At 60.8% G+C, this 25,576-nt stretch carries 19 protein-coding genes; 10 read left to right on the forward strand and 9 right to left on the reverse strand.

Annotated elements, in window-relative coordinates; all coding sequences use genetic code 11:
- Window positions 1-4: 4 nt before the first annotated feature.
- From GY33_RS0106980 to GY33_RS0106995, 4 genes are all read right to left on the reverse strand, one after another.
- Window positions 5-886, reverse strand: coding sequence for a branched-chain amino acid ABC transporter permease (locus tag GY33_RS0106980; protein WP_031386646.1), 882 nt, complete (start codon window positions 884-886; stop codon window positions 5-7).
- Window positions 886-2,028: an ABC transporter substrate-binding protein gene (locus GY33_RS0106985; RefSeq protein WP_031386647.1), complete on the reverse strand. Its 1,143-nt coding sequence runs from the start codon at window positions 2,026-2,028 to the stop codon at window positions 886-888. Before GY33_RS0106985 ends, GY33_RS0106980 begins: the two co-directional genes overlap by 1 nt.
- A 127-nt stretch (window positions 2,029-2,155) precedes the next feature.
- Window positions 2,156-4,918, reverse strand: coding sequence for a cation-transporting P-type ATPase (locus GY33_RS0106990; RefSeq protein ID WP_031386648.1), 2,763 nt, complete (start codon window positions 4,916-4,918; stop codon window positions 2,156-2,158).
- A gap of 87 nt (window positions 4,919-5,005) precedes the next feature.
- The gene (locus tag GY33_RS0106995) at window positions 5,006-5,896 is read right to left on the reverse strand and encodes a universal stress protein (protein WP_031386649.1); all 891 of its coding nucleotides are present in this window, start codon (window positions 5,894-5,896) and stop codon (window positions 5,006-5,008) included.
- A gap of 237 nt (window positions 5,897-6,133) precedes the next feature.
- On the opposite strand from GY33_RS0106995, the gene GY33_RS0107000 reads away from it, so the two are divergent.
- From GY33_RS0107000 to GY33_RS0107040, 9 genes are all read left to right on the forward strand, one after another.
- On the forward strand, window positions 6,134-6,718 hold the full coding sequence (locus GY33_RS0107000) for a flavin reductase family protein (RefSeq protein ID WP_031386650.1): 585 nt from the start codon (window positions 6,134-6,136) through the stop codon (window positions 6,716-6,718).
- 81 nt (window positions 6,719-6,799) lie between these two features.
- A complete protein-coding gene (locus GY33_RS0107005) occupies window positions 6,800-7,489 on the forward strand; it encodes a DUF554 domain-containing protein (RefSeq protein WP_031386651.1) in 690 nt (229 codons plus the stop codon).
- Window positions 7,490-7,587: 98 nt separating this feature from the next.
- The gene (locus GY33_RS0107010) at window positions 7,588-8,658 is read left to right on the forward strand and encodes an RnfABCDGE type electron transport complex subunit D (RefSeq protein WP_035271522.1); all 1,071 of its coding nucleotides are present in this window, start codon (window positions 7,588-7,590) and stop codon (window positions 8,656-8,658) included.
- Complete coding sequence (locus GY33_RS19695) at window positions 8,655-9,326, forward strand: FMN-binding protein (protein ID WP_051822385.1); 672 nt, start codon at window positions 8,655-8,657, stop codon at window positions 9,324-9,326. The genes GY33_RS0107010 and GY33_RS19695 overlap by 4 nt, the downstream gene beginning before the upstream one ends.
- Before the next feature lie 3 nt (window positions 9,327-9,329).
- Entirely contained in the window at window positions 9,330-9,941 is a 612-nt protein-coding gene (gene rsxE, locus GY33_RS0107020) for an electron transport complex subunit RsxE (RefSeq protein WP_031386654.1), read from the forward strand.
- 36 nt (window positions 9,942-9,977) lie between these two features.
- Window positions 9,978-10,262 (forward strand): BrnT family toxin, encoded by a 285-nt coding sequence (locus GY33_RS0107025; RefSeq protein WP_031386655.1) that lies wholly within the window; start codon window positions 9,978-9,980, stop codon window positions 10,260-10,262.
- Complete coding sequence (locus tag GY33_RS0107030) at window positions 10,249-10,515, forward strand: BrnA antitoxin family protein (RefSeq protein ID WP_200874846.1); 267 nt, start codon at window positions 10,249-10,251, stop codon at window positions 10,513-10,515. The genes GY33_RS0107025 and GY33_RS0107030 overlap by 14 nt, the downstream gene beginning before the upstream one ends.
- A gap of 82 nt (window positions 10,516-10,597) precedes the next feature.
- A complete protein-coding gene (locus tag GY33_RS0107035) occupies window positions 10,598-11,884 on the forward strand; it encodes a metallophosphoesterase family protein (RefSeq protein ID WP_035271523.1) in 1,287 nt (428 codons plus the stop codon).
- The gene (locus tag GY33_RS0107040) at window positions 11,874-15,449 is read left to right on the forward strand and encodes a YhaN family protein (RefSeq protein ID WP_031386658.1); all 3,576 of its coding nucleotides are present in this window, start codon (window positions 11,874-11,876) and stop codon (window positions 15,447-15,449) included. The genes GY33_RS0107035 and GY33_RS0107040 overlap by 11 nt, the downstream gene beginning before the upstream one ends.
- 14 nt (window positions 15,450-15,463) lie before the next feature.
- Here GY33_RS0107040 and GY33_RS0107045 read toward each other — a convergent pair whose 3' ends face one another.
- A complete protein-coding gene (locus GY33_RS0107045; protein ID WP_031386659.1) occupies window positions 15,464-17,608 on the reverse strand; it encodes a RelA/SpoT family protein in 2,145 nt (714 codons plus the stop codon).
- A 264-nt stretch (window positions 17,609-17,872) separates the two neighbouring features.
- Between GY33_RS0107045 and GY33_RS0107050 the strand changes: the two genes are divergently transcribed.
- A complete protein-coding gene (locus tag GY33_RS0107050; RefSeq protein WP_031386660.1) occupies window positions 17,873-21,088 on the forward strand; it encodes a DEAD/DEAH box helicase in 3,216 nt (1,071 codons plus the stop codon).
- Here the strand turns inward: GY33_RS0107050 and GY33_RS0107055 are convergent.
- The 4 genes from GY33_RS0107055 to GY33_RS0107070 form a co-directional block, all read right to left on the reverse strand.
- Window positions 21,051-22,184 carry a hypothetical protein gene (locus GY33_RS0107055; RefSeq protein ID WP_051822386.1) on the reverse strand — a complete coding sequence of 378 codons (1,134 nt, stop codon included), beginning with the start codon at window positions 22,182-22,184 and terminating at the stop codon, window positions 21,051-21,053. The genes GY33_RS0107050 and GY33_RS0107055 overlap by 38 nt on opposite strands.
- A complete protein-coding gene (locus tag GY33_RS0107060) occupies window positions 22,181-23,266 on the reverse strand; it encodes a mechanosensitive ion channel family protein (protein ID WP_200874847.1) in 1,086 nt (361 codons plus the stop codon). The genes GY33_RS0107055 and GY33_RS0107060 overlap by 4 nt, the downstream gene beginning before the upstream one ends.
- Window positions 23,267-23,342: 76 nt before the next feature.
- The gene (locus GY33_RS0107065) at window positions 23,343-23,987 is read right to left on the reverse strand and encodes a YkgJ family cysteine cluster protein (RefSeq protein ID WP_051822387.1); all 645 of its coding nucleotides are present in this window, start codon (window positions 23,985-23,987) and stop codon (window positions 23,343-23,345) included.
- A 35-nt stretch (window positions 23,988-24,022) separates the two neighbouring features.
- Window positions 24,023-25,393, reverse strand: coding sequence for a sodium:solute symporter family protein (locus GY33_RS0107070; RefSeq protein ID WP_031386664.1), 1,371 nt, complete (start codon window positions 25,391-25,393; stop codon window positions 24,023-24,025).
- Between the last annotated feature and the right edge of the window lie 183 nt (window positions 25,394-25,576).

The raw sequence follows: 25,576 nt of genomic DNA on the forward strand, positions 1-25,576 counted from the left end.
GGCCCTACACCCGCTCCGTGTCCGGGGCCCCGAACAGCCCGGAAGGCCGCCAGAGCAGGATGGCCAGGATGACCACGAAGGCGATGGCGTCCTTGTAGGCCGAGGAGATCAGGCCTGCGCCGAAGGCTTCCAGAACACCCAGGAGAAGCCCCCCGGCCGCCGCGCCGAAGGGGTTGCCCAGACCTCCCAGGATGCAGGCGGCGAACCCCTTCAGGCCCAAAAGCACGCCCACGTCGTAGGAGGTCATGGTCAGGGGGGTGAGGATGACCCCGCCCACCGCGCCCACGAAGGCCGAAAGCATGAACGAGGCCATGACCATCCGTTCCACGCTGATGCCCATCAGCCGGGCAGCCTTGGGCTCGAAGGAGCAGGCCAGCATGGCCCGGCCGAAGATGGTTCGGCTGAAGAAGTAGCGCATCGCCGCCAGCACCAGCAGGGTGATGCCCAGAATCCACAGACTTTGCGGGGCAATGGTCGCGCCAAGGAGCGGAATGGGCGTGGTGCCGGAAAAGGCCGGGAGCACGTAGGTGTCCTTGCCCCAGAGCAGCATCATCAGCCCGCGGATGGTGATGGACACGCCGATGGTCACGATGATCAGGTTGATCACCGAGGTGTGCTGGACCGGTCTGATGGTCAGGCGCTCCATGACCAGCCCCACCAGGGTGGTGGCCAGCACGGCCAGAACTACCGCGGCGGGAAGGCCTGGGGCCAACCAGTGCATGAAGACCACGGCCAGCAGGCCGCCCAGCATCACGAACTCGCCCTGGGCGAAGTTGATGATGCCCGTGGTGTTGAAGATGATCGTGAATCCCAAGGCGGCCAGACCGTAGGTGCTGCCCACGGTCAGGCCCGCCGCCAGGAATTGCAGGAAAGTTCCCAGATCCATTATTCGACCAGCAGCTCCCAGTCACCGTCCGTGATCCGGACCATCACGAAGGCTCGTTCGTCCAGCCCGTTATGATCTCCGGGGGACATTTCAAAAATGCCGCCTGTGCCGATGAACCCGTTGATTTTTTCCAGGTTATCCCGAATGGCCTGGGGCGTGGCCTCGCCAGCCTGGGTAATGGCCTCGGCGATGAGCATCAAGGCGTCGTAGGCGTAGCCTCCGAAAGTGGACACCTCGGCGTTGAACCGGGCTTCATAGGCCTGAATGTACTCCAAGAGCAAGGCCTTCTGCGGATGGTCCTCGGGCAGTTGGTCCGCCACGGCCAGCCGGCCGGCCGGCAGGATCAACCCCTCGGCCGCCTCTCCGGCCAACTCGATGAACCGCTTGGATGCCACGCCGTGGCTCATGTACATGGGTGTTTGCATGCCCAGTTGAACGCGATTGCGGGCGATGACCGCCGGACCGGGGTTCGTGCCCCAGACGATGATCGCGTCCGGGTTCAGCCCACGGATTTTGGTCAATTGCGGGGTCATGTCCGTATCCCGGGGGCCGTAGATCTCATCAGCGACCAGGCTCATTCCGTACGCGGGCAGCAGTTCCTGCAAGACCTCCCGCCCGGCCTGGCCAAAGCCGTCCGAGACCGTGAGGATGGCGATATTGCTGAACTCTTCGAGCTTGGCGTGCTCCAGAATTTTGATCACGGCATGACGGTCGGACTGGGGTGTTTTGAAGACCCAAGGGTTGATGGGTTTGACGATCCGCTCCGCCGCGGCCATGGAGACCAGCGGGATTTGGGCCGAGGAAAACCTGGGCATGATGGCCAGGGTGTTGCCGGAGGTGGTCGCGCCGATGGCCGCAACCACCCGATCCCGGCTGAGCAGCCTGTTGGCCGCGGACACGGCCTTGTTCACCTCGGTTTCGTCGTCATAAATGATCACTTCCAGAGGGCGGCCCAGCAGCCCACCCTGGGCGTTGATCTGATCCTGGAGCATATGCAGGGTGTTGCGCTCCGGCTCGCCCAGAAACGAAGCCGGGCCAGTGGCGGAAAGGATCGCGCCGATCTTGATGGGATCGGCGGCCCAGGCGAGAGAGGCCGTGCCGAGAACGAGGGCCGTTGCCAACGTGAGCAGGTAGCGAGTCATGATGCATACTCCTTGGGTTGATATGGTGCGCGGAAGAAAGACGCGCCTGAGGACCGTTCACGCGCAGCTTCCGCTTTGAAGCGAAAAATGTCTTCAAAAAGCCGGACGACTGTTCCAATTGACGGGGTCAGTGGACGGCCCCGGAACGTCGCCACAAGAATTTCTCTCCCTCGACCAGCAAAAAGAGGACGATGCCGAAAACGAAAATTCGCAGCCATGTTCCTAAACCCAATCCCTCGGTACGAAAGAGAAACTGCATCGGAGGTGCGTAGGTGAAGGCCAGTTGCAACACTACCAGCACCAGGATGGACCACAACACCGCGGAGCTGCCCAAAAACGCAGTCCGGTTCAGCGAACTTTCATGGATGAAGCGACTGTTGAAGAGGTAGCAGATCTGCCCGAACACAAGGGTGTTGATAGCCGTCGTGGCGGCGAGTTCCTGGGTGGAACCGCTGTCCAGCATATACAGGTAGTGGCCCAGGGCGCCGGTGGTCAGCATCACGGAAACAAAGGAAATTCGCCACAGCAAAAACCTGGAGACCAGAGGTTCATCCGGCTGGCGAGGTGGTCGGCGCATCACGTTGCGCTCCGCCGGTTCGAAAGCCAGGGCCAGGGCCAGGGAAACGGCGGTGACCATGTTGATCCAGAGGATCTGCGGCGGCGAAATGGGCAGGCTGAACCCGTTCACCGCGTCGGCCATGCCCAGGCCCAGAAAAATCGCGGCTATGACCACCAGGGCCTGGCCGCCGTTGGTGGGCAGGATGAACAGAATCGCCTTCTTGATATTGTCGTAGACCGTGCGGCCCTCTTCCACGGCATTGGCGATGGAGGCGAAATTGTCGTCCGCCAGGACCATGTCCGAGGCCTCCTTGGCCGCCTCCGTGCCGCTCCGGCCCATGGCCACGCCCACGTCGGCCCGTTTCAGGGCCGGGGCGTCGTTGACCCCGTCGCCGGTCATGGCCACGATCTTGTTCCTGGCCTGCAGCGCGGTGACAATACGCAGCTTGTGCTCCGGTGTGACCCGGGCGAACACGTCCACGTCGGGAGCGCGATCTCGAAGCTCTTCGTCGCTCATCGCGTCAATATCCTTGCCGGAAAGCGCGTTTTCGCCGTCTCCGATGCCCAATTTGAGGCCGATGGCCTTGGCCGTGGCCACGTGGTCGCCGGTGATCATCTTCACGTTGATCCCGGCACTGTCGCATTCCTGCATGGGTTCGCGGTCGCCGATCAGCTTGCCCGCGGCCTCCACGGCTTCGTCCCGCGGCGGGTCGATTATGCCGAAGACCCCAAGCATGGTGAACCCGTCCCGGACGTCGTCCATGGCCAGACGGTCCTTGCCGTCCACCCGACGCACCGCCAGGGCCAACAGGCGTTGCCCCCGGGACGCGATCCGTTCCTCTTCCTGAGCCCAAAAATCGGGGTCCAGTTTGGACTGATCCTCTCCGGTCCGCTGGCTTTCGCAAACTTCCAGGACTTTTTCCGGTGCGCCCTTGAGAATGATCAGCCCCCCGCCCTCCGGATCACGATGCAGGGTGGCCATGAACTTGTGCTCCGAGCTGAAGGGGACCACGTCCACGCGAGGATAACGTTCGTTTTCCTCCTTCTGAACAAGCCCGGCCTTCATCGCCGCTGTCACCAAGGCCGCCTCGGTGGGAGCGCCCTGGGCCTTCCACTGCCCTTCGGCCTCCGCCACCTCGGCCTCATTGCAGAGCAGTCCATAGCGCAGCAGTGCCACCACGTTCTGATCGTCCGTATGCGGATCGAATTCGGCGTCGTCCTGCTGAAAATGGCCTTTCGGAGCATACCCCACCCCGGAGACCGTCAAGGAGCGGTCCGCCGTGCGCATGGTCTGAACGGTCATTTCATTGCGGGTCAGGGTGCCGGTTTTGTCCGTGCAGATCACGGTCACCGAGCCCAGGGTCTCCACCGCGGGCAAACTGCGAATGATCGCGTTGCGCCGGGCCATACGCTGCACCCCTATGGCCAGGGTGATGGTCACGATGGCCGGCAGTCCTTCGGGGATGGCCGCCACGGCCAAGCCTACGGCGGCCATGAACATCTCGCCCGGAGCGAACCCCTGAAACAGATAACCGAACGCGAAGGTCACCGCGGCCATGCCGATGATGGCTACGCTGAGCAGGTTGCCGAAGCGCCCCAATTGCTTGATCAGCGGAGTGGTCAGGGACTGGACGTCCGAGAGCATTTCACTGATCCGGCCGATCTCCGTGTCCTTGCCCGTACCCACGACAACGCCTCGGCCCTGGCCGTAGGTGACCATGGTTCCGGAAAACCCCATCCCGGAACGGTCTCCCAGGGAGCTGTCCTCTTCCACGGGGTCCGCGGCCTTGTCCACGGGAACCGACTCACCGGTCAAGGCCGCTTCTTCGATTTGCAGATCACGGACCTTGAAAAGCCGAACGTCGGCCGGCAACTTGTCCCCGGGCTTGAGCAAAATCACGTCCCCAGGGACCAATTTCGTGGCCGGGATGTCCTGCTTCTTGCCGTCGCGTAGGACCACCGCGGACGGGGCGAGCATGTTGCGAATGCTGTCCAGGGACTTTTCCGCCTTGCCCTCCTGAACGAATCCGATCAAGGCGTTGATCAGGACGACGCCGAGAATTACGCCCATGTCCAGCCACTCACCCAGCAGACCGGTGATCACGGCGGCGGCAAGCAGGAGATAGATCAGCACGTTGTTGAACTGGGCCAAAAACCGCATCAACGCCCCGCGCCCTTTGGCCACAGCCAATTCATTCGGTCCGTACCGATCCAGACGATGGGTTGCTTCAGAGCCTTTCAGTCCGTTTTCTTCGCTTTCCAGAAGACGAAACACTTCTTTTGCGTCCAAGGAGTGCCAATTCTTTTTGGCGGTATCTTTTTCAGATGTCATGACGTGTTGGTAAATATTTTGGATGTGTTGGTTGAGCGGAAAAGAATGAAACGAGCCATGCCCATCGGGTCAAAGGAATCAACCGAATCAGCTTTTGAGTCGACAAACCGAGGGGCTGACCCACAAGGCTGCCCCTTCAAGCTTGGCCAAAAGCGTCCTGCTGACCGAACCCATGGAAAAAAAGCCCGGTCCCGAAGCACCCGTGCGGCCCAAGGCGACAACCGCGTATCGTCCTGTATCGGCTTCCTGCTGCAAGGCAAGAGCAGGGCTTGACCCACTCAGCACCTTGGTCTGAATTCTTTCCCTGGAAACCCCGTTTTCAAGGAGAGAAGCAAGGGCGTGCTCAAAAAAGCCCTGGTACTCGGATTCCGGAACCTGGCTGTTTGGGATATGGACGAGAACGACGCTCTGCTCGGGTTGATCAGCAACGATGAAGCCGACGTGGTCGGCAATCTGCACGCAAGGCTCGGAGCCGTCCACGGCCACAAGAATGTTCTTCCGGCCGCGTTCCGGACGCTGGCAGACCCAGATCGGAAAGGACAATTCCTCGTTCATGATCCGCTTGGTGACGCTGTCCACGAACAGCTCCTCGAACCGGGAAAGCCCGCGACGCCCCAGCACCAGTGCATCGAAGCTGCCCTTGGCGCATTCCTGGATCAAGTCCTTGGCCGAACCGTACTGGCTGAAAATGAACTTGGTCGAAAGGAGCTTCGCGGAAAAACCGGAATCCACCAGCGCGGCCTTACCCTGATCCAGTAATTCCTGGGCGCGATGCTCCTGTCCTCTTTTCCAGTCCTCGGTCCAACGCTTGCGGTGGTAGACGTCCCGATCGTCCAGATAGACCGCTGGCGGTTGAGGCGCGACATACAACAAGGTCAATCGGACCGCATGCTTTTGGACAAAAAAATGACTCACGAACCGAACCGCCTGTAAAGAACTTTGATCGTCGCCAACAGCCAAAAGCAGATGCTTTTCCATGGTCCACCCGTGTGATGAGAACGTTAATCTCGGCCCCTTTGGGGTCAGCCAAAGTCCCTCCCAAGGCCCTCAGTTAAACAAAAGCAGGATGTTCCCACAAATACGCACAAAGGGTCAATCCTTGAACACTTTCCAGATCAGCCGGAATGCGTTAATCAAGCCGATCACGCGCGTAAGCATGTTCTTGAAGGCATGTTACCTGAAACGTCCGCAAACATTCGCATCCAGGAGGTCCTCATGAAACAATCCCTTGGGGCAAAGCCCTTGGTTTTCCCGACTCCGGTATGGGTCGTCGGGTCCTATGATCAGCAGGACAAACCGAACATCATGACCATCGCCTGGGGGGGCGTTTGCTGCTCCAAGCCCCCGTGCCTGACCATCTCGCTACGCAAGGCCACCTATACCTACGACTGCATCTCCAGCCGCAAGGCCTTCACGGTCAACGTCTCCACGGAACAGGACATCATGCTCGCCGACTATTGCGGCATCGCTTCGGGCAAAACCGCGGACAAGTTCGCCGCCACCGGCCTGACCCCGGTCAAGAGCACCCTGGTGGACGCGCCCTACATTCAGGAGTTCGCCCTGGCCGCGGAGTGCAGACTGCTCCAGACTGTGGAACTGGGACTGCATACCATGTTCATCGGTGAAATTCTGGACATCAAGGCCGACCAAGCCGTGCTCGGTCCGGACGGCCTGCCGGACCTGGACAAACTCCGCCCCGTGGCCTTCGGCCCCGTGATCCGCACTTATCACGGGCTCGGTGAGTACCTTGGCCCGGCATTCTCCATCGGTCAACGCATTGAACAATCCGGCGACAAATAGCTTTCACCCGAAGCAGCCCTCTCGCAACCCGGGAGAGTTCTCGATTGTTTTCCGCGGCCCTTCGCGGTAGACAACGCGGCCATGCCCATCGGAACCCTGATCAACGCCGGGGCCATCATCCTCGGCAGCCTTCTCGGCCTGATGCTCGGAGGACGGTTTTCGGACCGCTACCGGACCCTGGTCTACCATTCCATCGGGCTCTGCGTATTGGTTATCGGCCTGCACATGGCCCTGAGCTTCACCAATATCCTGATCCTGGTCTTTTCCATGCTCTGCGGCGCGCTCTGCGGCCAGCTCATCCGCCTGGACGACCGGCTGACCGCGGCGGGCAACGCCCTTAAGCATCGCCTCGGCTCCAAGGACGCCCGGTTCACGGACGGCTTCGTCACCGCCTCCCTGCTTTTCTGCATCGGGTCCATGGCCATTCTCGGCTCCATCGACGAAGGCATCCGCGGCGACCGGACCATCCTGCTGACCAAGTCCATTCTGGACGGCTTCATCTGCATCCCCCTGGCCTCCACCTACGGCATCGGCGTTCTGTTCTCCTTTCTGGCCATCCTGCTCTACCAAGGCGGCATCACCCTTTTGGCCGGGCAGGCCCAGAGCCTGTTCACCGAGCCGATCATCGCCCAGCTCACCTCCACCGGAGGCCTGCTGATCATGGGCATCGGCATCAACCTGCTGGAACTGAAGACCATCAACGTCACCAACATGCTGCCCTCCCTGGTCTTCGCCGTGCTATTCACGGTTTTCTTTTCCGGGTGGATTTGATAGGCAAATCTCTCAATGGGAAGCAACACGTGATTCCGGGCAACTCCGAAGTTTCCTTCCGCCCCGGCCCCTTGCCTTGATCCCCAACCGCTGCTCCAATGCCCATCAAACTTCCTGAAATCCAAAAACAAAAAATCATGGTCAAAGTGCTGTACGCGCTCTTGCCCGTGATTGTGACCGCGACCTATTTCTTCGGTCTGCGTGTACTGGCCGTGTTGGCCGTGTCCATGCTTTTCGCCTTTCTCACCGAGTGGTTCATGGCCTCGCGCCGAGGCGGCAAGGTCACCCAGGCCTGTTTCGTCACCGGGGCGCTCTACGCCCTGTCCCTGCCGCCGAGCATCCCGTTTTGGATCACTGCCGTGGGCATTGTCGTGGGCATCCTTTTCGGCAAGGAGCTGTTCGGCGGTTTCGGAAAGAACGTCTTCAATCCGGCCATTGTCGGCCGGGCCTTTATCTGGCTGAGCTTCCCCCTGCAGATGACCAACCAGTTCGTTCCCGTGTTCCGGGATTTTCCCGGTGGGTTCGCTCACTGGAGCATGGCCGCGGCGGGTGAGTTGCCGGAGTATCTGCGCCAAAGCGGACAAAATATCGTGGACGCCATGACCTCAGCCACGCCCATGGTCGCGCACAAGAACTTTGATTACGAAATCGGCTTCCTGGACCTGTTCACCGGTGCCATCGGCGTTTTTTTTGATGCCGGAGAGCAGACCTTGCTTATGGGAGCCGGCTCCATGGGTGAGGCCAGCGCCGCGGCCATTTTGCTCGGCGCGGCCTATCTGCTGTACACCAGGACGGCCCAATGGCGGTTGATGATTCCGCCGATCCTTGGCGCGAGCGCGTTGTGCCTTTTCCTCCGCTACGGTCTGGACGTGGAGGCTGTACCTCCCCTGCATTTCACGCTGTTCTCCGGGGCCCTGCTCTACGCCGCCGTGTTCATGGTCACCGAGCCGGTCAGCGCCCCGAAGCTGCCCAAGTCGCAGTGGATCTACGGCCTGTTCATCGGGATGATGATCGTCTTTTTCCGCTCCTACGGCATTTTTTACGGGGCCGTCGCTTTTTCCATCCTCCTTGGGAACATGATCGCTCCGTCGCTGGATCTGTGGATCAAGCGTTTTACAGCGCCCGCTCCCAAGCCGAAAGCCACGCCGGCAGGAGAGGCGAAGGCATGAAAAAAGACTCCCTGCCCTATGTTCTCGGGTTCATGCTGGCCATCAGTGTTTTTTTCGGTGCCGGCGTCTCCCTGGTCCATCACGGCACCAAAGACATGCTGGCCCGCAACGAACAACTCCACCGCAACCGGACCATCGCCCAGGCCTTTGAACTGAGCGTCGAAGGTCGGGACGCGGAAGCCTTTGCAGCTGCTGTCCAGGAACATATCCGGGAAAAGGCCTTGCCCTCGGACCAGCGTACCTGGACGGTCTTCGAGCGGATAACGGACGCCGAGGACCAGGCGGACGTGGGCTTCATCTTCCAGGGTCAGGGGGTCTGGGATCTGATTCGCGGCATTATCGTGCTCAGCCCGGATCTGACCACCGTGCGCAACATCCGTTTTCTCCAGCACGCGGAAACTCCGGGCCTGGGAGGACGGATCGAAGAGGACTGGTTTCTCGAACAGTTTCAGGGCCTGAGCATCGCCTGGGATCGTCCTCGGGACCGACGGGTGATCATCGGCCAGGCCCTGGACCCCAACGCTCCCAACCGTGTCGACGCCATCACCGGTGCCACGGGGACTTCCCAGGCGCTGATGGACATGCTGAACAACGAATTGCACCGGTTTCGAGAGGCCTACCTGGAAGCCTCGCAGGACGCCTTGCACGCCGACGACTCCGAGGGCTAAGCCATGGCCGAGACATCCAAAACCATTTTCGAGAAAGGCATCTGGTCGGAAAATCCGGTCTACCGCCAAGTCCTGGGCATCTGCTCGGCCCTGGCCGTGACCAACCTGCTGACCAACACCCTGCTGATGTGCGCCGGGGTGATCTTCACCACCGCCATGTCCAACCTGACCGTCTCCATCCTGCGCAACTACATTCCCAAGCGCATCCGGATGATGGTCCAGGTGTTGATCATCGCGAGCTTCGTGATGATGGTGGACATCATGATCCGGGCCGGAGCCCCGGACATTCACCGCTTCATCGGCCCCTACGTGGGTCTGATCATCACCAACTGCATCATCATGGGCCGGGCCGAGGCCTTTGCCAGCCAGAACCGTCCCTGGCCCTCGCTCCTGGACGGTCTGGCCACCGGCCTGGGCTACTCCTTCGTGCTCATCGCCATCGCCCTGATCCGCGAACCCCTGGGCTTCGGAACCATCCTCGGCTTCCCCCTCCCGGCCAGGGATCTCTGGTGGCACTCCTGGACCATCATGATCATGCCCCCCGGCGCCTTTTTCACCCTGGGCCTGCTCACCTGGTGGGCCAGAGCCAAGACGGATCCCAGCGTCAAGGGATGATTTTCGATACTTTATTCGAATTGACGAAGCAGACGAATGCGAATTGACTTTGACCCCGCGAAGTCCGCTAAAAATGCCCAAGAGCGAGATATTCCCTTCGATCTCGCCGCCAAGTTCGAGTGGGCCGACGCGGTGTTTGCCGAAGACGTTCGAAATCAATATCCTGAGCGCCGATTCATCGCCGTGGGCTACCTGGGCGGTCGATTGCACGTGGTCTGCTTTACTCCAATAATTGGGGGAATCAGGATAATCAGCATGCGTAAGGCAAATGAAAGAGAGGCAAAAGCATATGGAAAAGCCATTGCCAATGACCGATCATGAAGGTGAAGTCCGGGAACTTACGGCTGAAGACTTTCAGTCCTTCGGTTCGCCGGAAAATGTTTTGCCTCAGGAATTGCGTGAAACGCTGACAAACTATCAACGCCCGGCTGACACCTCTCCCCGTGTCGTCAACCTCCTCCTTTCCCGGGATATTGTCGAGTGCTTTCAGGCCACCGGCGACGGCTGGCAACAACGGATCAACAGCGCCCTCCGCGACTGGCTGCGTCACCACAATCCAGCATCGTTGCGATAGATTTGCGTCAGCCCAACCAATTCCACACCGACAAGCCCCCCTGAAGACCTGATACGCTCAGTTTCAACCATAACCCCTTCGCATGTTTTCCTTCCTCCACGTCGCCGACATCCACCTGGACAGCCCATTGCATGGATTGTCCAGGTATGAAGGCGCGCCCGTGGACGAAATCCGGGGAGCGACCCGTCAGGCCCTTGCCAATCTGGTGGACTACGCCGTGGACAACGCGGTTCCCTTGGTCGTCCTGGCCGGAGACGTGTACGACGCCGATTGCCCGGACTACCAGACCCTGCTCCATTTCGCCGAGCAGATGTCCCGGCTGGGAGGGCACGGCATTCAGGTGGTCATGATCCGGGGCAACCACGACGCGGACAACCCCATGACGGCTTCCTTGCGCCTGCCCGAAAACGTCCACGTTCTGTCCTCGACCAAAGCCGACACCTGGCGTTCTCCGGACCTGCCCGTGGCCGTGCACGGCCGCTCCTACGCCGGACGGGAAATCCTGGACAACCTCGCCGCGACCTACCCCGCCCCCTTGCCCGACCTGTTCAATATCGGGCTCTTGCACACGGCCATGACCGGACGAGCCGGTCACGCCAGGTACGCCCCCTGCTCCCTGAACGACCTGACGGCCAAGGGCTACCAGTACTGGGCACTGGGCCACGTCCACGACCACGAGATCGTCCACCGCGATCCGCACGTGGTCTACAGCGGCTGCATCCAGGGCCGGCACATTCGGGAAGCCGGGGCCAAGGGCTGCGTCCGGGTGGACGTCCATCCGGACGGCACGGTCCGGACCGAACGGGTGATCCTGGACGTGCTGCGCTGGATGCTTCTGGACTTGAACCTGACCGGGGCCCGCGACCTGGACGACCTCCGCCTGGCCGTGACCAGCGGGCTGCGCGACGCGCTCGCGGCCCGACAGGACGACCGCCTGACCGCCGTCCGGTTGCGCCTTTACGGCCAAACCCCGCTGCACGCCCAGGCCGTGCGCGACCCGGACCGGCTCGTCGCCCAGATCCGACTGACCGCCACCGACGTCTCCCGCCGCGGAGTCTGGGTTGAAAAGGTGATTCTGGACACGACTCCGGACGTGAACATCGAGGACATCGCCGAGGGCGACACTCCTCAAGCCGCCCTGCTTCAAGCCCTGAAAGACCTGGAAGAGGACCCCGCCGGGCTGGACGACTTCAAGGCCGATCTGCGCGATCTGACGGCCAAACTCGTCACCACGGACGTGGAGCCGCCAGATCTGGACGACCCTCGGGTCCGCGCGGCCCTGATCCGGGATGCCCGGGATCTGCTCCTGCCCATGCTCACGACGATTTCCGCCTCCCCATCCCGACCGGATGTTCCCCATGCGCATTGAAACCTTGAAACTGAAGGCTTTTGGCGGGTTCACGGACAAGGAGCTGCGCTTCGGCGGGCCGGAGCACCGACTGCACCTGGTCCATGGTCCCAACGAGGCGGGCAAGAGCACCATCCTGCGGGCCATCACCTGCCTGCTGTTCGGTTTTCCGCATCAGAGTCCGGACGCGCATCTGCATCCGAACAAAAACCTGTGCGTGGGCGCGACCCTGAGGCTGGACAACGGCGAAATTCTGGACCTGACACGCTTCAAACGCCGCAAGAACGACCTGCTGGACGCCGCGGGGCAGGCGGTGGATCAGGCCCGGCTGACCCAGCTGCTGGGCGGAGTCTCCCAGGACATGTTCGGCCGGATGTTTGGGCTGGATCAGGATAAACTGCGCCTCGGCGCCGAAGGTCTGCTGCGGGCCGAGGGCAACCTGGGCCAGGCCCTGTTCGCCGCGGCCTCGGGCATCGCCGACCTGCGCGGAATCCTGGCCGAATTGGAGGCCCGCCGCGACAAGCTGTTTCGGCCCCGCGCCCCGACCTCCGCCATTCACCAGCATGTCGGGGAACTGTCCGCTTTGACCAAGCGCCTCCGGGAACTCTCCGTTCGTCCGACGCAGTGGAAAAAACTCCAAAGCGAGTTCAAAAAGCTCCAGGCCGGGCAGCGGGAACTGCAAGCCGAACTCTTTGGCCTGGACACGACCAAGGCTCGCCTGGAACGATACCGGGAGGCCCTGCGCCATATTGATCCCCGTGAAGTCCTGATCCGCCGCCTGGGAGAGATCGCGGACGTGCCTCTGCTGCCCGAGGACTTCACCGAGCGCCGAACCCGGGTCCGGCAAACCCTGGCCAAGGCCCGCCATGACCGGGATGCCCTGGACTTTCGTCTTCAGCAAGCGCGACGAGAATTGGGAGAACGGAACGTCAACCGGGAACTGCTGGACGCGGCCGGGGACGTACGGCGACTGTACGGCGAAACCGCGGCTCTGCGCAAAGCCTTGAAAGAGGCCCGCCAACTGGAAGCCGACCATGCCGTCCTGCACGCCCAGACCCAGGAAAAAATTCGCTCCCTGGGGCCGGAGGCAACGACTGGGGAGCGGACGGCCCCGATTTCCAGACAACTTAAGGTCCGGATGGATGCTCTGAGCCGGGAGCACGGGGCCCTGCGGGCGGACATGGCCTCCACGGCCCGGGTTGAGCTGGACGCCCAGGCCGCGGCGGCCGACCTGCGGCAACGGCTGGAAAACCTGCCGCCCCGACCCGACCTTTTCGCCCTGGAAGCGGCCCTGGATCGGGCCGCGGAAGTGGGCAACCCGACCATACGTCTGCGCGAAGCCTGGTCCGAGGTCGAAAAGCTGGCCCGCCGCGTGGACCAGGAAGCGAAGTCCCTGGGACCGTGGCAAGGCTCTTTGACCGATCTGGAACATTTGGCCCTGCCCATGCCGGAAACCTCGGAGCGCTTCGCGGACCAGTTCCAATCCCTGCGTGAACGGATCGAAACTTTTCAACAGGACCGCTCCCGCCGGGAAAAGGCCCGCCAGGAAAAGACCGCCGCGCTGGAGCGTCTGGAGCTGCACGGAGAGCTGCCGGACCCCGCGGCCCTGACCCAGGCCAGGACAACGCGTGATTTTGGCTGGAAACTGATCCAAAACGCCTGGCTTCAGGGCAACGTTGACCCGGACCGGGAAGCCGCGTTCATCGACCAGGTTCCTTCGGCTGCCTCGCTGGCCCAAGGTTTTGAAACCGCCATGGACATGGCCGACGACTTGGCGGACAAACTGTACGCCAACGCCTCCGGCGTGGCTCAGGCCATGGAACTGCGCCGGGAAACCGCTCGCTTGGACGAGGAACTGCGCGTCAATGCCGAACGGCTGGAAGATTTCCAAAAAGACTGGGCGCATCTTCAGGAACAGTGGGTCGAGCTGTGGCGTCCTCTGAACATCGCCCCTCTCTCCCCCCGGGAGATGCAGGCTTGGTCGACCAGGGTCCTCGGTTTGCGCCGACTGCTTGAGGAACTTGGGGAGCGCCGGGCCGCCCATGCGGCCATGGAAGCGGAAAGGAACTCCGTGACCGCTGGACTGGTCCACGCTCTCCAACATCTCGGCCATCCGACCTCGGCTGAAACGGACTATGCCGCCGTCCTGGCCAGAGCCCGAAACACGCTGAAAAACCTGCAACAACAGATCGTTGAACACGCTGAGATGGAGGACCGCCTCCAGGAGCTGAATCGCTCCTTGGATACGGCGGCCCGCCTTCGGGAAAAGGCGGGCCTGGCCATGGAGGCGTGGACCGCGCAATGGACGAAGACAATTCTCGCAACCGGCCTGCCGGAGGGGATCGACCCGGAAGCGGCAACTGCCCTGACCCTGACCCTGGAAGAAATCGCCCAGGCCCAAATCAGACTCGCGGACACCCGCCAACGCATTCAAAACATCCGCGACGAACACTGCCTGTTCGCGGAGCAGGTCCTGGCTCTGCGCCATGTTGCGCCCCTCTCGCCCTTGTCGGAACGCGTCGGCGACGAGAGTTTCGCCACGGCTTCGCCCGACGACGATCAGCCGTCGGCCCTGGAAATCATCGGCCAACTGCATGCGCGGCTGGAACAGGAGCAGGAGCGGGCCCGCCGTCAAAAGGCCCTGCGGGACGAGGAACGTCGCCTGGAGCAGGAACTGCACGACGCTGCCGGGACCATTCAGGAGAGCGAACGAGAACTCGACGCCCTCTGCGCCGAGGCCGGCATCACTTCGCCCCAAGACCTGCAAGCCCGGGAAAGCGCCTCTCGAACCAAGGCCCGGATGATCGACGAGGAGCGAAAAATCGAGGAGCGGTTGTCGGAATTGGCCGGAGGCGATTCGCTGGACGAATTCATCGCAGCGGCCAGGGAGCACCGATTCGACGAACTGAGCGCTGAACTGGAAGGCATCCGAACCCGCAAAGAGGAGCTCGGCGCCCGGCGGGATACATGTCTGGCCGAGATCGGCCGGGTCGGCGCGGAGTTGCGCGGACTGGACGGCTCCTCTCAGGCCGCGGACGTGCATCAGCAGATGTGTTACGTAAAGGCCCGGCTCCAAGGCGATGTTCAGGAGTACGTCCGACTGCGTCTGGCTTCACGTGTACTGTCCACGGAAATCGAACGCTACCGGGAGGCCAACCAGGGGCCGGTGCTGGAAGCCGCGGCCCGTTTTTTCCGGAACATGACCCTGGGGTCCTTCAGCGGCTTGTTGGCCGATTACGACGAAAAAGGCGAACCGGTGGTCAAGGCCGCCCGCGCTTCAGGTTCCGGCGAAGAGCAACTTCTGGAAATGATCCAACTCAGCGAAGGCACGCGGGACCAGCTTTTTCTGGCCCTGCGCCTGGGTGCCCTGACCCGCTACCTACAAACCAACCCGCCCCTGCCCCTGATCGCCGATGACATCCTGGTCAACTTCGACGACCACCGCTGCGCCGCCACCCTCAACCTCCTCTCCGACCTCGCCGCATCCACCCAGGTGATCTTCTTCACGCATCACGGACACTTGGTGGACATCGCCCAAGAAAATCTGCCGAAGGGGCGGGTGGCCGTCCATCAACTGGAAGGGTAAGGGCGCAAGCAGGCTCACTTTTCCGTGAGCCGAATCACCTCGACCACCGAATCCAGCTTGCTGATCGTCTCGATGACCCCGTAAAGTTGCGCAGAATCACGCACTTCAACCTGGAACAGCATTTCCGTCTTACCGTCCGGCCTGGAATGGAAGGAGCCGGAATCGATGTTCACGCCCTCCCCGGCCATAAGTGTGCTGATTTCGCCCAAGACGCCTGGAATGTTCTTGCAGATGATCCGGATCTTGGCCGGGAACGGCTTGCTCTGATCCCCTTCCCAGTACACGTCCAGCATCCGCTCCGGCTCCAGGTGGCCCACGTTGGGACAATCCATCGTATGCACGATGGCCCCTCGGCCTCGACTGATGAAGCCCACGATGGGGTCGCCGGGCAGCGGGTTGCAGCACTTGGCGAACTGGACCAGGATGTCGTCCACGCCCTTGATGCTGATGCCCTTGGACTTCGTCGACTTAGCCGGTTCCGCCCGCTGAGCGGGACGCTCCTCTGTTTCGGGCGTTTTCTGCTCCGTAGGCAGCATCCGGTTAAGGACCTGTCTGGGGGTAAGCCGGGCATACCCCACCGCTGTCAAGAGGTCTTCCGGAGTCTTAAAGGACAGCTCCTCCACGACCTTGTCGAACCGGCCGTCCTTCATGGCCTTGGCCATGTTCACGCCCACCTTGCGGCCTTCCTTCTCCAGTATTTCGCGGGCAAAGGCGATGCTGCGGTCCCGTTCCTCGGTGCGCACCCAATGCTTGATCCGGGCCTTGGCCTTGGCGGTCTTGACGAATTTCAGCCAGTCCTTGCTGGGATGGCGGCCGGAATCGGTAATGATCTCCACGGTGTCGCCGTTATGCAGCGGGGTGGACAAAGGGACCAGCCGCCCGTTGACCCGGGCTCCGGTACAGTGATTGCCCACCTCGGTATGCACCAGATAGGCAAAATCCACCGGTGTCGCGCCTTCCGGAAGTTCCTTGACGTCGCCCCGGGGCGTAAACACGTAGACCTCGTCCTGGAACAGGTCGATACGCAAGGAAGCCATGAACTCACGCGGGTTTTCCAGGTCCTGCTGCCAATCCAGAATCTGGCGCAGCCAGGAAAAGCGGTCCGCGTCCTTGTCCTTGCCTTTCCCCCCCTCCTTGTACTGCCAATGCGCGGCCACCCCGTATTCAGCCAGCCGGTTCATGTCCTCGGTGCGGATCTGGATCTCGATGCGCTCTCCATCCGGCCCGAACACCGTAGTGTGCAGGCTCTGATACATGTTCTTCTTGGGCATGGAGATATAGTCTTTGAACCGTCCGGGCACGGGCTTCCACAAGGAGTGAACCAGCCCCAGCACGGCGTAGCAGTCCTTGATGGAACCGACGATGGTCCGAAAGGCGATCAGGTCGTAAACCTGATCCAGATTCAGCCCTTGTTGCAGCATCTTATGATAGATGCTGTAGATGTGCTTGATCCGCCCTCTGACCCGCCCGGAAATCTTGTTGGCCGCAAGCAACTCGTCGATCATGGAAATGACCTTGCCGATGTACTCCTGACCGACGCTTTGATGCTGCTGGACGCCGCTGGCGATTTGTTGGTATATGTCCGGCTTAAGATAACGCAGGCTCAAATCCTCCAACTGGACCTTGACCCGGTACAGCCCGAGCCGGTTGGCCAGCGGGGCGTAAATATCCAGCGTCTCCTTGGCAATCAGGCGCTGCTTGATGTTTTTCTGAAACTCCAGGGTGCGCATGTTGTGCAAGCGATCCGCCAGCTTGACCATCAGCACCCGGATGTCGTCGGCCATGGCCAGGATCATCTTGCGGATATTTTCGGCCTGGGCCTCCTCCTTGGAATGAAAGCTCATCTTGCTGATCTTGGTGGTCCCGGCGACGATTTTGGCCACGTCGTTGCCAAATTCCGCGGCGACCTCCTTGATGGTGACCTTGGTGTCCTCCACGGTGTCGTGGAGCAGACCGGCGGCGATGGACGCCTTGTCCAGCTTCATTTCGGCCAGGGAATTGGCCACCTCCAGGGGATGGAAAAGATACGGCTCACCGGAGAGCCGGGTCTGCCCGGCATGGGCCGCGGCGGAAAAGACATAGGCTTTTTGGATCAGGTTCATGTCTTCCGGAGACATGTACCCGGAGACTTTGTCCAGAATTTCGTGAATACGGATCATTATGGATTGCCTGCCCCAGAAAACGAAGCAGAATATTCTTCTGCCTTGTTCCGAATGGATGATTCGTTAAAATAGCCGAGCAGCCTCCTGCTCGTTCAGCGTCGCGACGCTGTATCTCCATGCACATTGGGAGGGAATTCTCTCGCCGCTCTTGCGACATTCCCTCATTTTGATTAAATGGACCAACCCTGATCAGATCATCGTTCAATGGCGAGGATCTTGATCAATTATTCAAGTAAGATCATGAAGGAGCTTGGATCTGATATGGTTAAAGGTGAAGAAGCAGAGGTGCTGCAAGCCGCGAAACGGTTTATCCAGGAAAACGTCCCTGAGTACATTGCATCCGGCGCACAGGCGTTGATCGCGGTGGAAGGGGACTACAAGGTTTCCTTGAAAAAAATCGACGACCACTGGGACGTCTCCGGTCAGTTCCAGACGGACGACTTCCAGGTCTACAACGCGGAACTGGGCATCAACCTCAACGACCCCAACGCCAGTTTTTTCTGCAACTGCCCGGATTCGTTTTCCGGCGTTTGTCGGCATGTGGCCGCCACGGCCTTGCATCTTGTAGCCTCTTTGCAAAGCGACAATCAAGAGGACATGCCCAAGCCCCGGACCGAGTGGCGCAAGACGTTTCGCCAGTTTTTCGCCATGGAGGTGGAGCCCGAACCGGGCAAGCAGTACTTCATCATGCGCTTCTATCCTGAACCCAAGCGCCTGCAGGTGGCCTTTTTCCGGGCCAGACAAAACAAATCCGGCATCTCCCAGGTCACGGTCCCTGTCACCCTGGAACAGCTGATCCGCAACCCGGAATGGTCCGAACTCTCTCCGGAACTGCCTCAAATCGCGGAACGCATCGGGCAGCATCTGGAATACTTCGGCCATCGGGTGGATATTCCCCAAGGCCTGCTGACCTGGTTTCTCTGGGGGATCAAAAACGAATACTATCTGCGCTGGGAGGACACGGACCAGCCGGTGCGCGTGGAAAGCAAAACCCTGCGCCTGCAAGTCCGTCCCCATCTTTCCGAGGACGGCCTGAACTTCGACCTGCTGCTGGGCCGGGAAGGAAAAATTCCGTTCTCCATCACGGGCCAGGAGCTCTACTTCTACGGTCAGTTTCCCCTCTGGGTCTGCTGGCGGCAGCAGTTCTTGCCCGTCCAGACCGGTCTTGACCCGCGGCTGGTTCAGGATCTCGTGGAAGAGCAGCCCATTGTCCCGCATGGGGACATCGCCGAATTCCTGGACCGGGTCTGGACCAAGATCCCCTCCTCGGACCTTATCGGTCAGGAAGATTTCCTGGAACGGATGCAGCCGATCTTCGTCCCGGCCACCCACGACCCGAAGCTCTTCCTGGACGAAGAGGGCAGCTTCCTGACCTTGCAAATCCAGAACACCTACATGACGGAGCACGGCGAGATCACTCTGGACGCTCCGAATCCGGACCTGCAGACCGGAAGCTACCAGCACGGAGGCAAAGCCTACCTCATGCGCCGGGACCAGGAAAAGGAAGCCGCGCTGATCAGCAAGCTGGTCTCCATGAATTTTCAGACCCGCAGTCCGGATATCTGGTTTCTGGAGCCGGAAGAGGCCATCACCTTTCTCCTGGACGCCTATCCCGGGATGGTCCAGGAATACCGGATGTTCGGAGAGCAGAGCCTGAACCGCTACAAGGTCCGGCTGGCCGATCCCGAGGTGGTCGCCATTCTGGAAACCCAGGACGACAAGGCCGAGGACAAGTGGTTCAACCTGGACATCTCCGTGGATTACGACGGCGAACGAGTGCCCATCGAGAAGATCTGGAAGGCCTGGACCCAGGGCAAGCGCTATGTCCAGCTCAAGGACGGCTCCTACACCCGCCTGCCCGAGTCCTGGCTGAAGAGCCTGGGGCATCGCCTGGAAACCCTGGGCATTGATCCGGACAAGCCGCTCAAACGCAAGTTCAAGCAGTTTGAGGCTCCGGTTCTGGACAAAATTCTGGAGGACATCCCGGGCGCGTCCACGGACGATTTCTGGCAAGATCTGCGGATGAAAATCCACGATTTCGAATCCGTGGAACAGATCGAGGCCCCCAAGGAGCTGCAGGCCGACTTACGGCCTTATCAGCTCCAAGGGCTGAGCTACCTGAACTTTCTGCGCAAGTACGGCTTCGGCGGAATTCTGGCCGACGAGATGGGACTGGGCAAGACCGTGCAGACCCTGGCCTTCATCCAGCACATGATCTCCAACAAGCATGAAGGCCCGAACCTGATCGTCGTCCCCACCTCGGTGCTGCCCAACTGGGATCGAGAAGCCAAAAAGTTTCTGCCCAATCTGCGGCGGCTGTTGATCTACGGCATCAATCGGGAACCGCTGTTCAAGCAGATCCCGGAATCCGACCTGGTCATCACTACCTACGCCCTGCTGCGCCGGGACATGGACGAGCTGATGAAGCACGAGTTCAACAGCGTCATTCTGGACGAAGCCCAGAACATCAAGAATCCGAACACGATCACCGCCCGGTCCGTGCGCCGGCTCAACGCCCGGTTCCGGCTCTGTCTCTCGGGCACGCCCATCGAGAACAACCTGCTGGAGCTGTGGTCCCTGTTTGAATTCCTGATGCCCGGATTTCTCGGCTCCCAGCACGCCTTCCACAGCGGATTCGTCCGGCCGATCAAGGACGGGGACGAAGAGTCCCTGGAACAGCTCAGAATGCGGGTCAAACCGTTCATCCTGCGCCGCAAGAAGGCCGATGTGGCCAAGGATCTGCCGCCCAAGGTGGAGAACGTCTACTACTGCGCCCTGGAAGACGAACAAATGGAACTGTACTCGGCCGTGGCCAGGAAGCTCAAGGATCAGGTGCTCAAGAACATCGACGAACAGGGCATGGCCAAGAGCCAGATGTCCATCCTTGACGCTCTGCTCAAACTGCGCCAGATCTGCTGCCACCCGCGGCTGTTGCGTCTGGACATGCCCGGGGTGAGCACGAACATCAGCTCCGGCAAGTTCGAAGCCTTCAAAGACCTGACTACGGGCATCGTGGAGGACGGCCACAAGGTGCTGGTCTTTTCCCAGTTCGTGCAAATGCTGCACATCATTCGCGGCTGGCTACAGACCACGGACATCCCGTTCACCTATCTGGACGGCTCCAGTAAGGACCGCTTCGAGCAGGTGGACAAGTTCAACAACGACGAATCCATCCGCCTGTTCCTGATCTCCCTCAAGGCCGGCGGCACGGGCCTGAACCTGACCTCCGCGGACTACGTCATCCACTACGACCCCTGGTGGAACCCGGCCGTGGAAAGCCAGGCCATCGACCGCACCCACCGCATCGGCCAGACCAAGCAGGTCTTTGCTTACAAGATGATCTGCGAGAACACGGTGGAGGAAAAAATCCTCAAATTGCAGGACCAGAAACGCAACGTGGCCGAATCCATCATCCCCGGCCAGGACGTCTGGAAGAACATCACCCGCAATGATCTGGAGATGCTGCTGGACGTGTAGGATTTGCGGCAAGGTGCATTGCCGTGGCCAGCTCGCGGCAATGCACCTCCAGTCGAGGCAAAATGACCTCCAGTTCGGCGCGGGAGAACAGGCTCAAAATCGATTCATATCCCTCAAGAAGTTCCTCGGCGGAAAAGGAAGGCAGCAGTTCGGCCAAGCCTCCCAACACCCCCGCGTCCTTTCCATGCTCCTCTACGCCGACGTAAAAACCGTACAGCGCGGCCAGCATCAATTCCTGATCCAACCAGGCCCACTCCCCGACGCCCTCCACTCGGTCCAGGCGCATCCGTAGAGCCAGATCCAGGACAAAGGCCAGCATGGCAGAAAGCGGGTTGTCCGTCTCGATCAACGGACCGTGATTGCGGACCGTGGTCAGTCGGACCGCCACGCCCTTTTCGTCCCAACGGACGATGAAGTCGCCAGCGGCGTGGCTCCAGGGATGAACGCAGGCCCCGGTGACCGAATCAAGGCACAGGGTTAGAATCCGGCCGACCTGGAAAAACACCTCCCGGACCTGCTCGGCGCCCAGCCGCCGGATGCCCTGATCGTGATCCCAGAGCGAAAAACCGCCATCCTCGGCGACATGAAACTCGTGAAACCCCGAAAACCAGGGAACAATCAGAAAGGTCACCGTCTCGTCACCCCGGAAGGCCAGGGGCCGGGGCAGGAACGCCCCGCCAGGAGTCCGTTCCAGGCTTTCCATAACCAGGGCTTCCCGGCGCAGGGCGTCTCGTCCTCGCGGGGAAATCGCGGTCAACGCGGCGAACCTGAACCTGAAGTCGTCCTCGGCCCTGTTCTCCGCCCCTTGCCTCCAAACCAGTTCCAGACTCGCGGGATGGTACAACGCGCCATGCTTTTCCGCACGGATCACGATTTCGTCCGGTGGGGCCGAGCGATCCAGGCTCCTTGCCAACATCCGCGGCACGGCTTGGTCGTCGCGGGCAAGCATCCGGGCGATGGCCGCGAAATAGTCGCCGTAGGTCGTGCCCTGGTCGCACCCATCCAGGCCTACGCCCATCATATTCAAGGTCACGGGCAGGTCGCTTCCCGGGGAGGCCACGAGGCAGGTGATTCCCGGCAAGTCCAAAACGCTCATGCTTTGCCCCCTGTTTCCACTTCGGCCCGGACCCTGGGCAAGGCCTGGGGATAATCGCGCTGAATGAACTCCAGCAGTTTCTCGCGGACATGGCAGCGCAGATCCCAGGCCGCGCCGGCGTCCTCGGCGCTCATCAGGGCGCGCAGTTCCACGGTGCTCTCCTTTGCGTCGGTGACTTGCAGTCCGGCCACCCGTCCGTCCCAGCCCGGGCTGTCCTCCAGAATCCGTTGCAGCTCCCGGCGCACCTCCTGCACCGGCACGGTGTAATCCACGTAAAGGAACACCGTGCCCAGGATGTCCGCTGAAACCCGTGTCCAGTTCTGGAAGGGCCGCTCCATGAAATAGGTGATGGGCACGATCAGTCGGCGCTGATCCCAGATCCGAATCACCACGTAGGTCAGGGTGATCTCCTCGATTCGCCCCCACTCCCCTTCCACGATGACCACGTCGTCCAGTCTGATGGGCTGGGTCAGGGCCACCTGGATTCCGGCAAACAGGGTGGCGATGCTGCGTTGGGCCGCGAAACCGGCAATGATGCCGATCACCCCGGCCGAGGCCAGCAGACTGACCCCGATCTGGCGAACGTTTTCCAGGGTCATCAGCATGGAGGAGACGGCGATCACGGAAATGACGAAAATCAAAATCCGCCGCAAAATCCCCAGCTGCGTGTGCATCTTGCGGGCTTTTAGATTGTCCCGGATGTTGATCTGAAACCGGCGCAGCACCAGGTCTTGCAGCAAGGCCGTGAAACGGATCAGGGACCAGGCCACGGCCATGATGAAGGCCATGCTCAGAAAGTGCCGAAAGGTCTCCAGCAGTTCCCCGGGCATGACCAGGGTCGGCGCGACCACTGTCAGGACCAGCAGCGGGAAAAGCAGCCGGGAGGGCGCGGCCATGTGCCGGGGAATCAGGGCCAGCATTTTGTCTGAATGATCCGGAGCAGCCTTACGCAAGAGGTGAAACAGCACTGCGTGCAGCATCAAACCGAACGCCAGGGCCACCACGATCACCGTCAGAGACGTCCCCAGTCCCCACCAGTCGATTTCCAAAAAATCGTTCACCAGTTCGTGAAGTTCCTGCATGCCTTCTCCCGTTCTCATCTCCCCATTCCGGCCTGTAAAGCGTGGATTATCAACAAATGCAAGCCAACTCCATTCTTCAACCTTGCCGCTGCTCGTCGAACTGGCGCATTTTTTTGGCCAGCTCCTTCCAGTTGCACTGTTGAAGCACCCGGACCTGACGATGGATATGGTTTTCCTTGATCGCGATTTCCTTGTCCCTTTCATCCACAATGCCGTAAAACGGCAGCGTCACCCAGAATGCCTTGTTCTTGAAGGCATCCGATGGGGTGAGCACGTCCTGGCGGCGGTTGTAGAACGGGTCTTCGTCCTCGGCGCAGGGCGTGTCAAACACGTTGAACTGCCTGCAGGCCATGGGGCGCAGGGCGTGAACGGCGCAGGCGTCGTCGACCAGGAACGGACACGGTTGCCCTTCCTGAAAGCTCTCCAACCGGCTGATCAGCGCCTCACGGACCTCGCCCGTCGTTTCCTCAGTACAGTACCAGGCCATGCCGGCCATTTCCAATGGATAGACCGGGACCGCGGCATGAATCCGGCAACAGTTGGCGCAGCCCTTGCGGCAGGCCAATTTACGTCCTTCGGCCTTGGCCTGCCCGACAAGCTCCCGTTCCACTCCCTGATCCACGATGGAATGGGCGTCCAAAAGCAGGGCCAGCCAGGTCAGTTTGGCTTCGGCTTCGGGAAAGCTGAGCCGTTTTTCGGGATAAACAGGTTGCACGTCCATTACTCACTCTCCAGTTTTTGGTTTCAATTGCTGCCTCATACCCCTTCCCGGCCGTTCCAATCCACCAGGACAAAAACCGTCAGGTTGGCCAGCACGCCCACCACCAGGCCATGGATGCCCCAGGGAGCGCCCAGGACGTAGTTCCAGATCAGCAGGGCCAGGATGCCGGCCGCGGCACCGCTCAGAAAGCGGGTTTGGCTGACCTTTCGCCCGGTTACGGCCATGACCAGGGGCACGAGAATGATCGGGGCCCAGAAGTTGTAGGAGTAGATCAGGATGTCCAGAACGCTTTCAATGGACACGGCGAAAATCACGGCCAGAATCCCCACGATCAGGGTGAGGGCACGGGCCAGGGCGACTTCCCGATTCTCGGGGATGGGGATCTTGCGCAGGGGTTTGATGACGTCGTTGATGCAGCAGATGGCCGCGGCGTTGAGGAAGGAGTCCGCCGAGGACATAATGATGGCGATCACCGCGGCGATGACGATTCCCTGCAACAGCGGGGAAAGGGCCTGCTGAATGACGAAGGGCAAGGCCAGATTCGGGTTGATCGTGGGATCGAGGACCAGGGCCACGAGGCCGATCAGCCCGGTGACCGCGAAGAACGGAATGGAAAACAACCCGCTGTACAAGGTGCCCCTGGCCACGTCCCGGGTGCTCCGGCCAATGAGCAGCCGTTGCAGATACGGCGGAACCAGGGTTTCGCCGAACACGAAAGTCAGGAAGAGCGATGCCAGGGCCACCAACGCCAGGGGCTCGGTGGGCAGGGTCAGATGGTTCGCGGGCACGGTGTTCAGGACATGGCCCCACCCGCCGGCATACTGCACGCCGAAATACAGGGTCAGAGGCAGCCCCACGGCCAGGATCACGAACTGGACGATGTCCGTCCAGACCACGGCTCGCATCCCGCCCACGGTGGCGTAGGTGATCACGATGCCGCAGCCCAGCAAAATGCCCCATATCCGCTCAATGCCCAGAAAAAGATTGGTCACGTAGCCGATGGCCCCGATTTGCGCGCCCAGGATCCCGGCGCAGAGGATGAAGCCGAACAATCCCGAAAACACCTTGGCCGCCTTGCCGTAATGGACCTCCATGATGTCGCCCACGGAAATGGCGTCCGGATAGCGGCCCATGCGCGGGGCGATGAAGGCGGCCACCAGGATTTCCTTCAGGCTGAAGCCCCACAGGGCCACGATGTTCACGACGCCGAACAAAAACACCTTTTCCGCGTTGCCCATGGAAAACCCGCCGCCGATGAATGAGGCGGACAGGGTGGCGAAAATCACCATCGAACCAAAGGACTTCCCGGCCACGGCATACTGGGAAAGGTTCGAAATCCCCCGCCCGGCCAGGATGCCGATGAGCAGAACCGCGAACAAATACGTAAAAATGATGGCGTTGGTCATGTTGTGTTGCCCTTTTTATGGAATGCGTGGATACCGATCGCGCTTCTTACCCATGGAGACGCCGTAGCGCAAACCTCCCTCACGAGGTTGAGAGCCGGTCATTCCCAGTTTTTTGATCGATTCGCGAAAAAGGGCTTGCACTCAAAGCCGTTGTGGCTGTACGGATGCGGATCAAGTACATGG

The organism is Desulfonatronum thiodismutans, assembly GCF_000717475.1.
GTDB classification, from domain to species: Bacteria; Desulfobacterota; Desulfovibrionia; order Desulfovibrionales; family Desulfonatronaceae; genus Desulfonatronum; species Desulfonatronum thiodismutans.

Coding starts and splice junctions, on each gene's coding strand:
- GY33_RS0107005 (WP_031386651.1), top strand. CDS start 6,800: ATGCCCATCGGAACCCTGATCAACGCCGGGGCCATCATCCTCGGCAGC.
- GY33_RS0107060 (WP_200874847.1), bottom strand. CDS start 23,266: ATGCAGGAACTTCACGAACTGGTGAACGATTTTTTGGAAATCGACTGG.
- GY33_RS0107070 (WP_031386664.1), bottom strand. CDS start 25,393: ATGACCAACGCCATCATTTTTACGTATTTGTTCGCGGTTCTGCTCATC.
- rsxE (WP_031386654.1), top strand. CDS start 9,330: ATGGCCGAGACATCCAAAACCATTTTCGAGAAAGGCATCTGGTCGGAA.
- GY33_RS0107045 (WP_031386659.1), bottom strand. CDS start 17,608: ATGATCCGTATTCACGAAATTCTGGACAAAGTCTCCGGGTACATGTCT.
- GY33_RS19695 (WP_051822385.1), top strand. CDS start 8,655: ATGAAAAAAGACTCCCTGCCCTATGTTCTCGGGTTCATGCTGGCCATC.
- GY33_RS0107035 (WP_035271523.1), top strand. CDS start 10,598: ATGTTTTCCTTCCTCCACGTCGCCGACATCCACCTGGACAGCCCATTG.
- GY33_RS0107000 (WP_031386650.1), top strand. CDS start 6,134: ATGAAACAATCCCTTGGGGCAAAGCCCTTGGTTTTCCCGACTCCGGTA.
- GY33_RS0107030 (WP_200874846.1), top strand. CDS start 10,249: ATGACCGATCATGAAGGTGAAGTCCGGGAACTTACGGCTGAAGACTTT.
- GY33_RS0106990 (WP_031386648.1), bottom strand. CDS start 4,918: ATGACATCTGAAAAAGATACCGCCAAAAAGAATTGGCACTCCTTGGAC.
- GY33_RS0106985 (WP_031386647.1), bottom strand. CDS start 2,028: ATGACTCGCTACCTGCTCACGTTGGCAACGGCCCTCGTTCTCGGCACG.
- GY33_RS0107040 (WP_031386658.1), top strand. CDS start 11,874: ATGCGCATTGAAACCTTGAAACTGAAGGCTTTTGGCGGGTTCACGGAC.
- GY33_RS0106980 (WP_031386646.1), bottom strand. CDS start 886: ATGGATCTGGGAACTTTCCTGCAATTCCTGGCGGCGGGCCTGACCGTG.
- GY33_RS0107025 (WP_031386655.1), top strand. CDS start 9,978: ATGCGAATTGACTTTGACCCCGCGAAGTCCGCTAAAAATGCCCAAGAG.
- GY33_RS0107055 (WP_051822386.1), bottom strand. CDS start 22,184: ATGAGCGTTTTGGACTTGCCGGGAATCACCTGCCTCGTGGCCTCCCCG.
- GY33_RS0106995 (WP_031386649.1), bottom strand. CDS start 5,896: ATGGAAAAGCATCTGCTTTTGGCTGTTGGCGACGATCAAAGTTCTTTA.
- GY33_RS0107050 (WP_031386660.1), top strand. CDS start 17,873: ATGGTTAAAGGTGAAGAAGCAGAGGTGCTGCAAGCCGCGAAACGGTTT.
- GY33_RS0107065 (WP_051822387.1), bottom strand. CDS start 23,987: ATGGACGTGCAACCTGTTTATCCCGAAAAACGGCTCAGCTTTCCCGAA.
- GY33_RS0107010 (WP_035271522.1), top strand. CDS start 7,588: ATGCCCATCAAACTTCCTGAAATCCAAAAACAAAAAATCATGGTCAAA.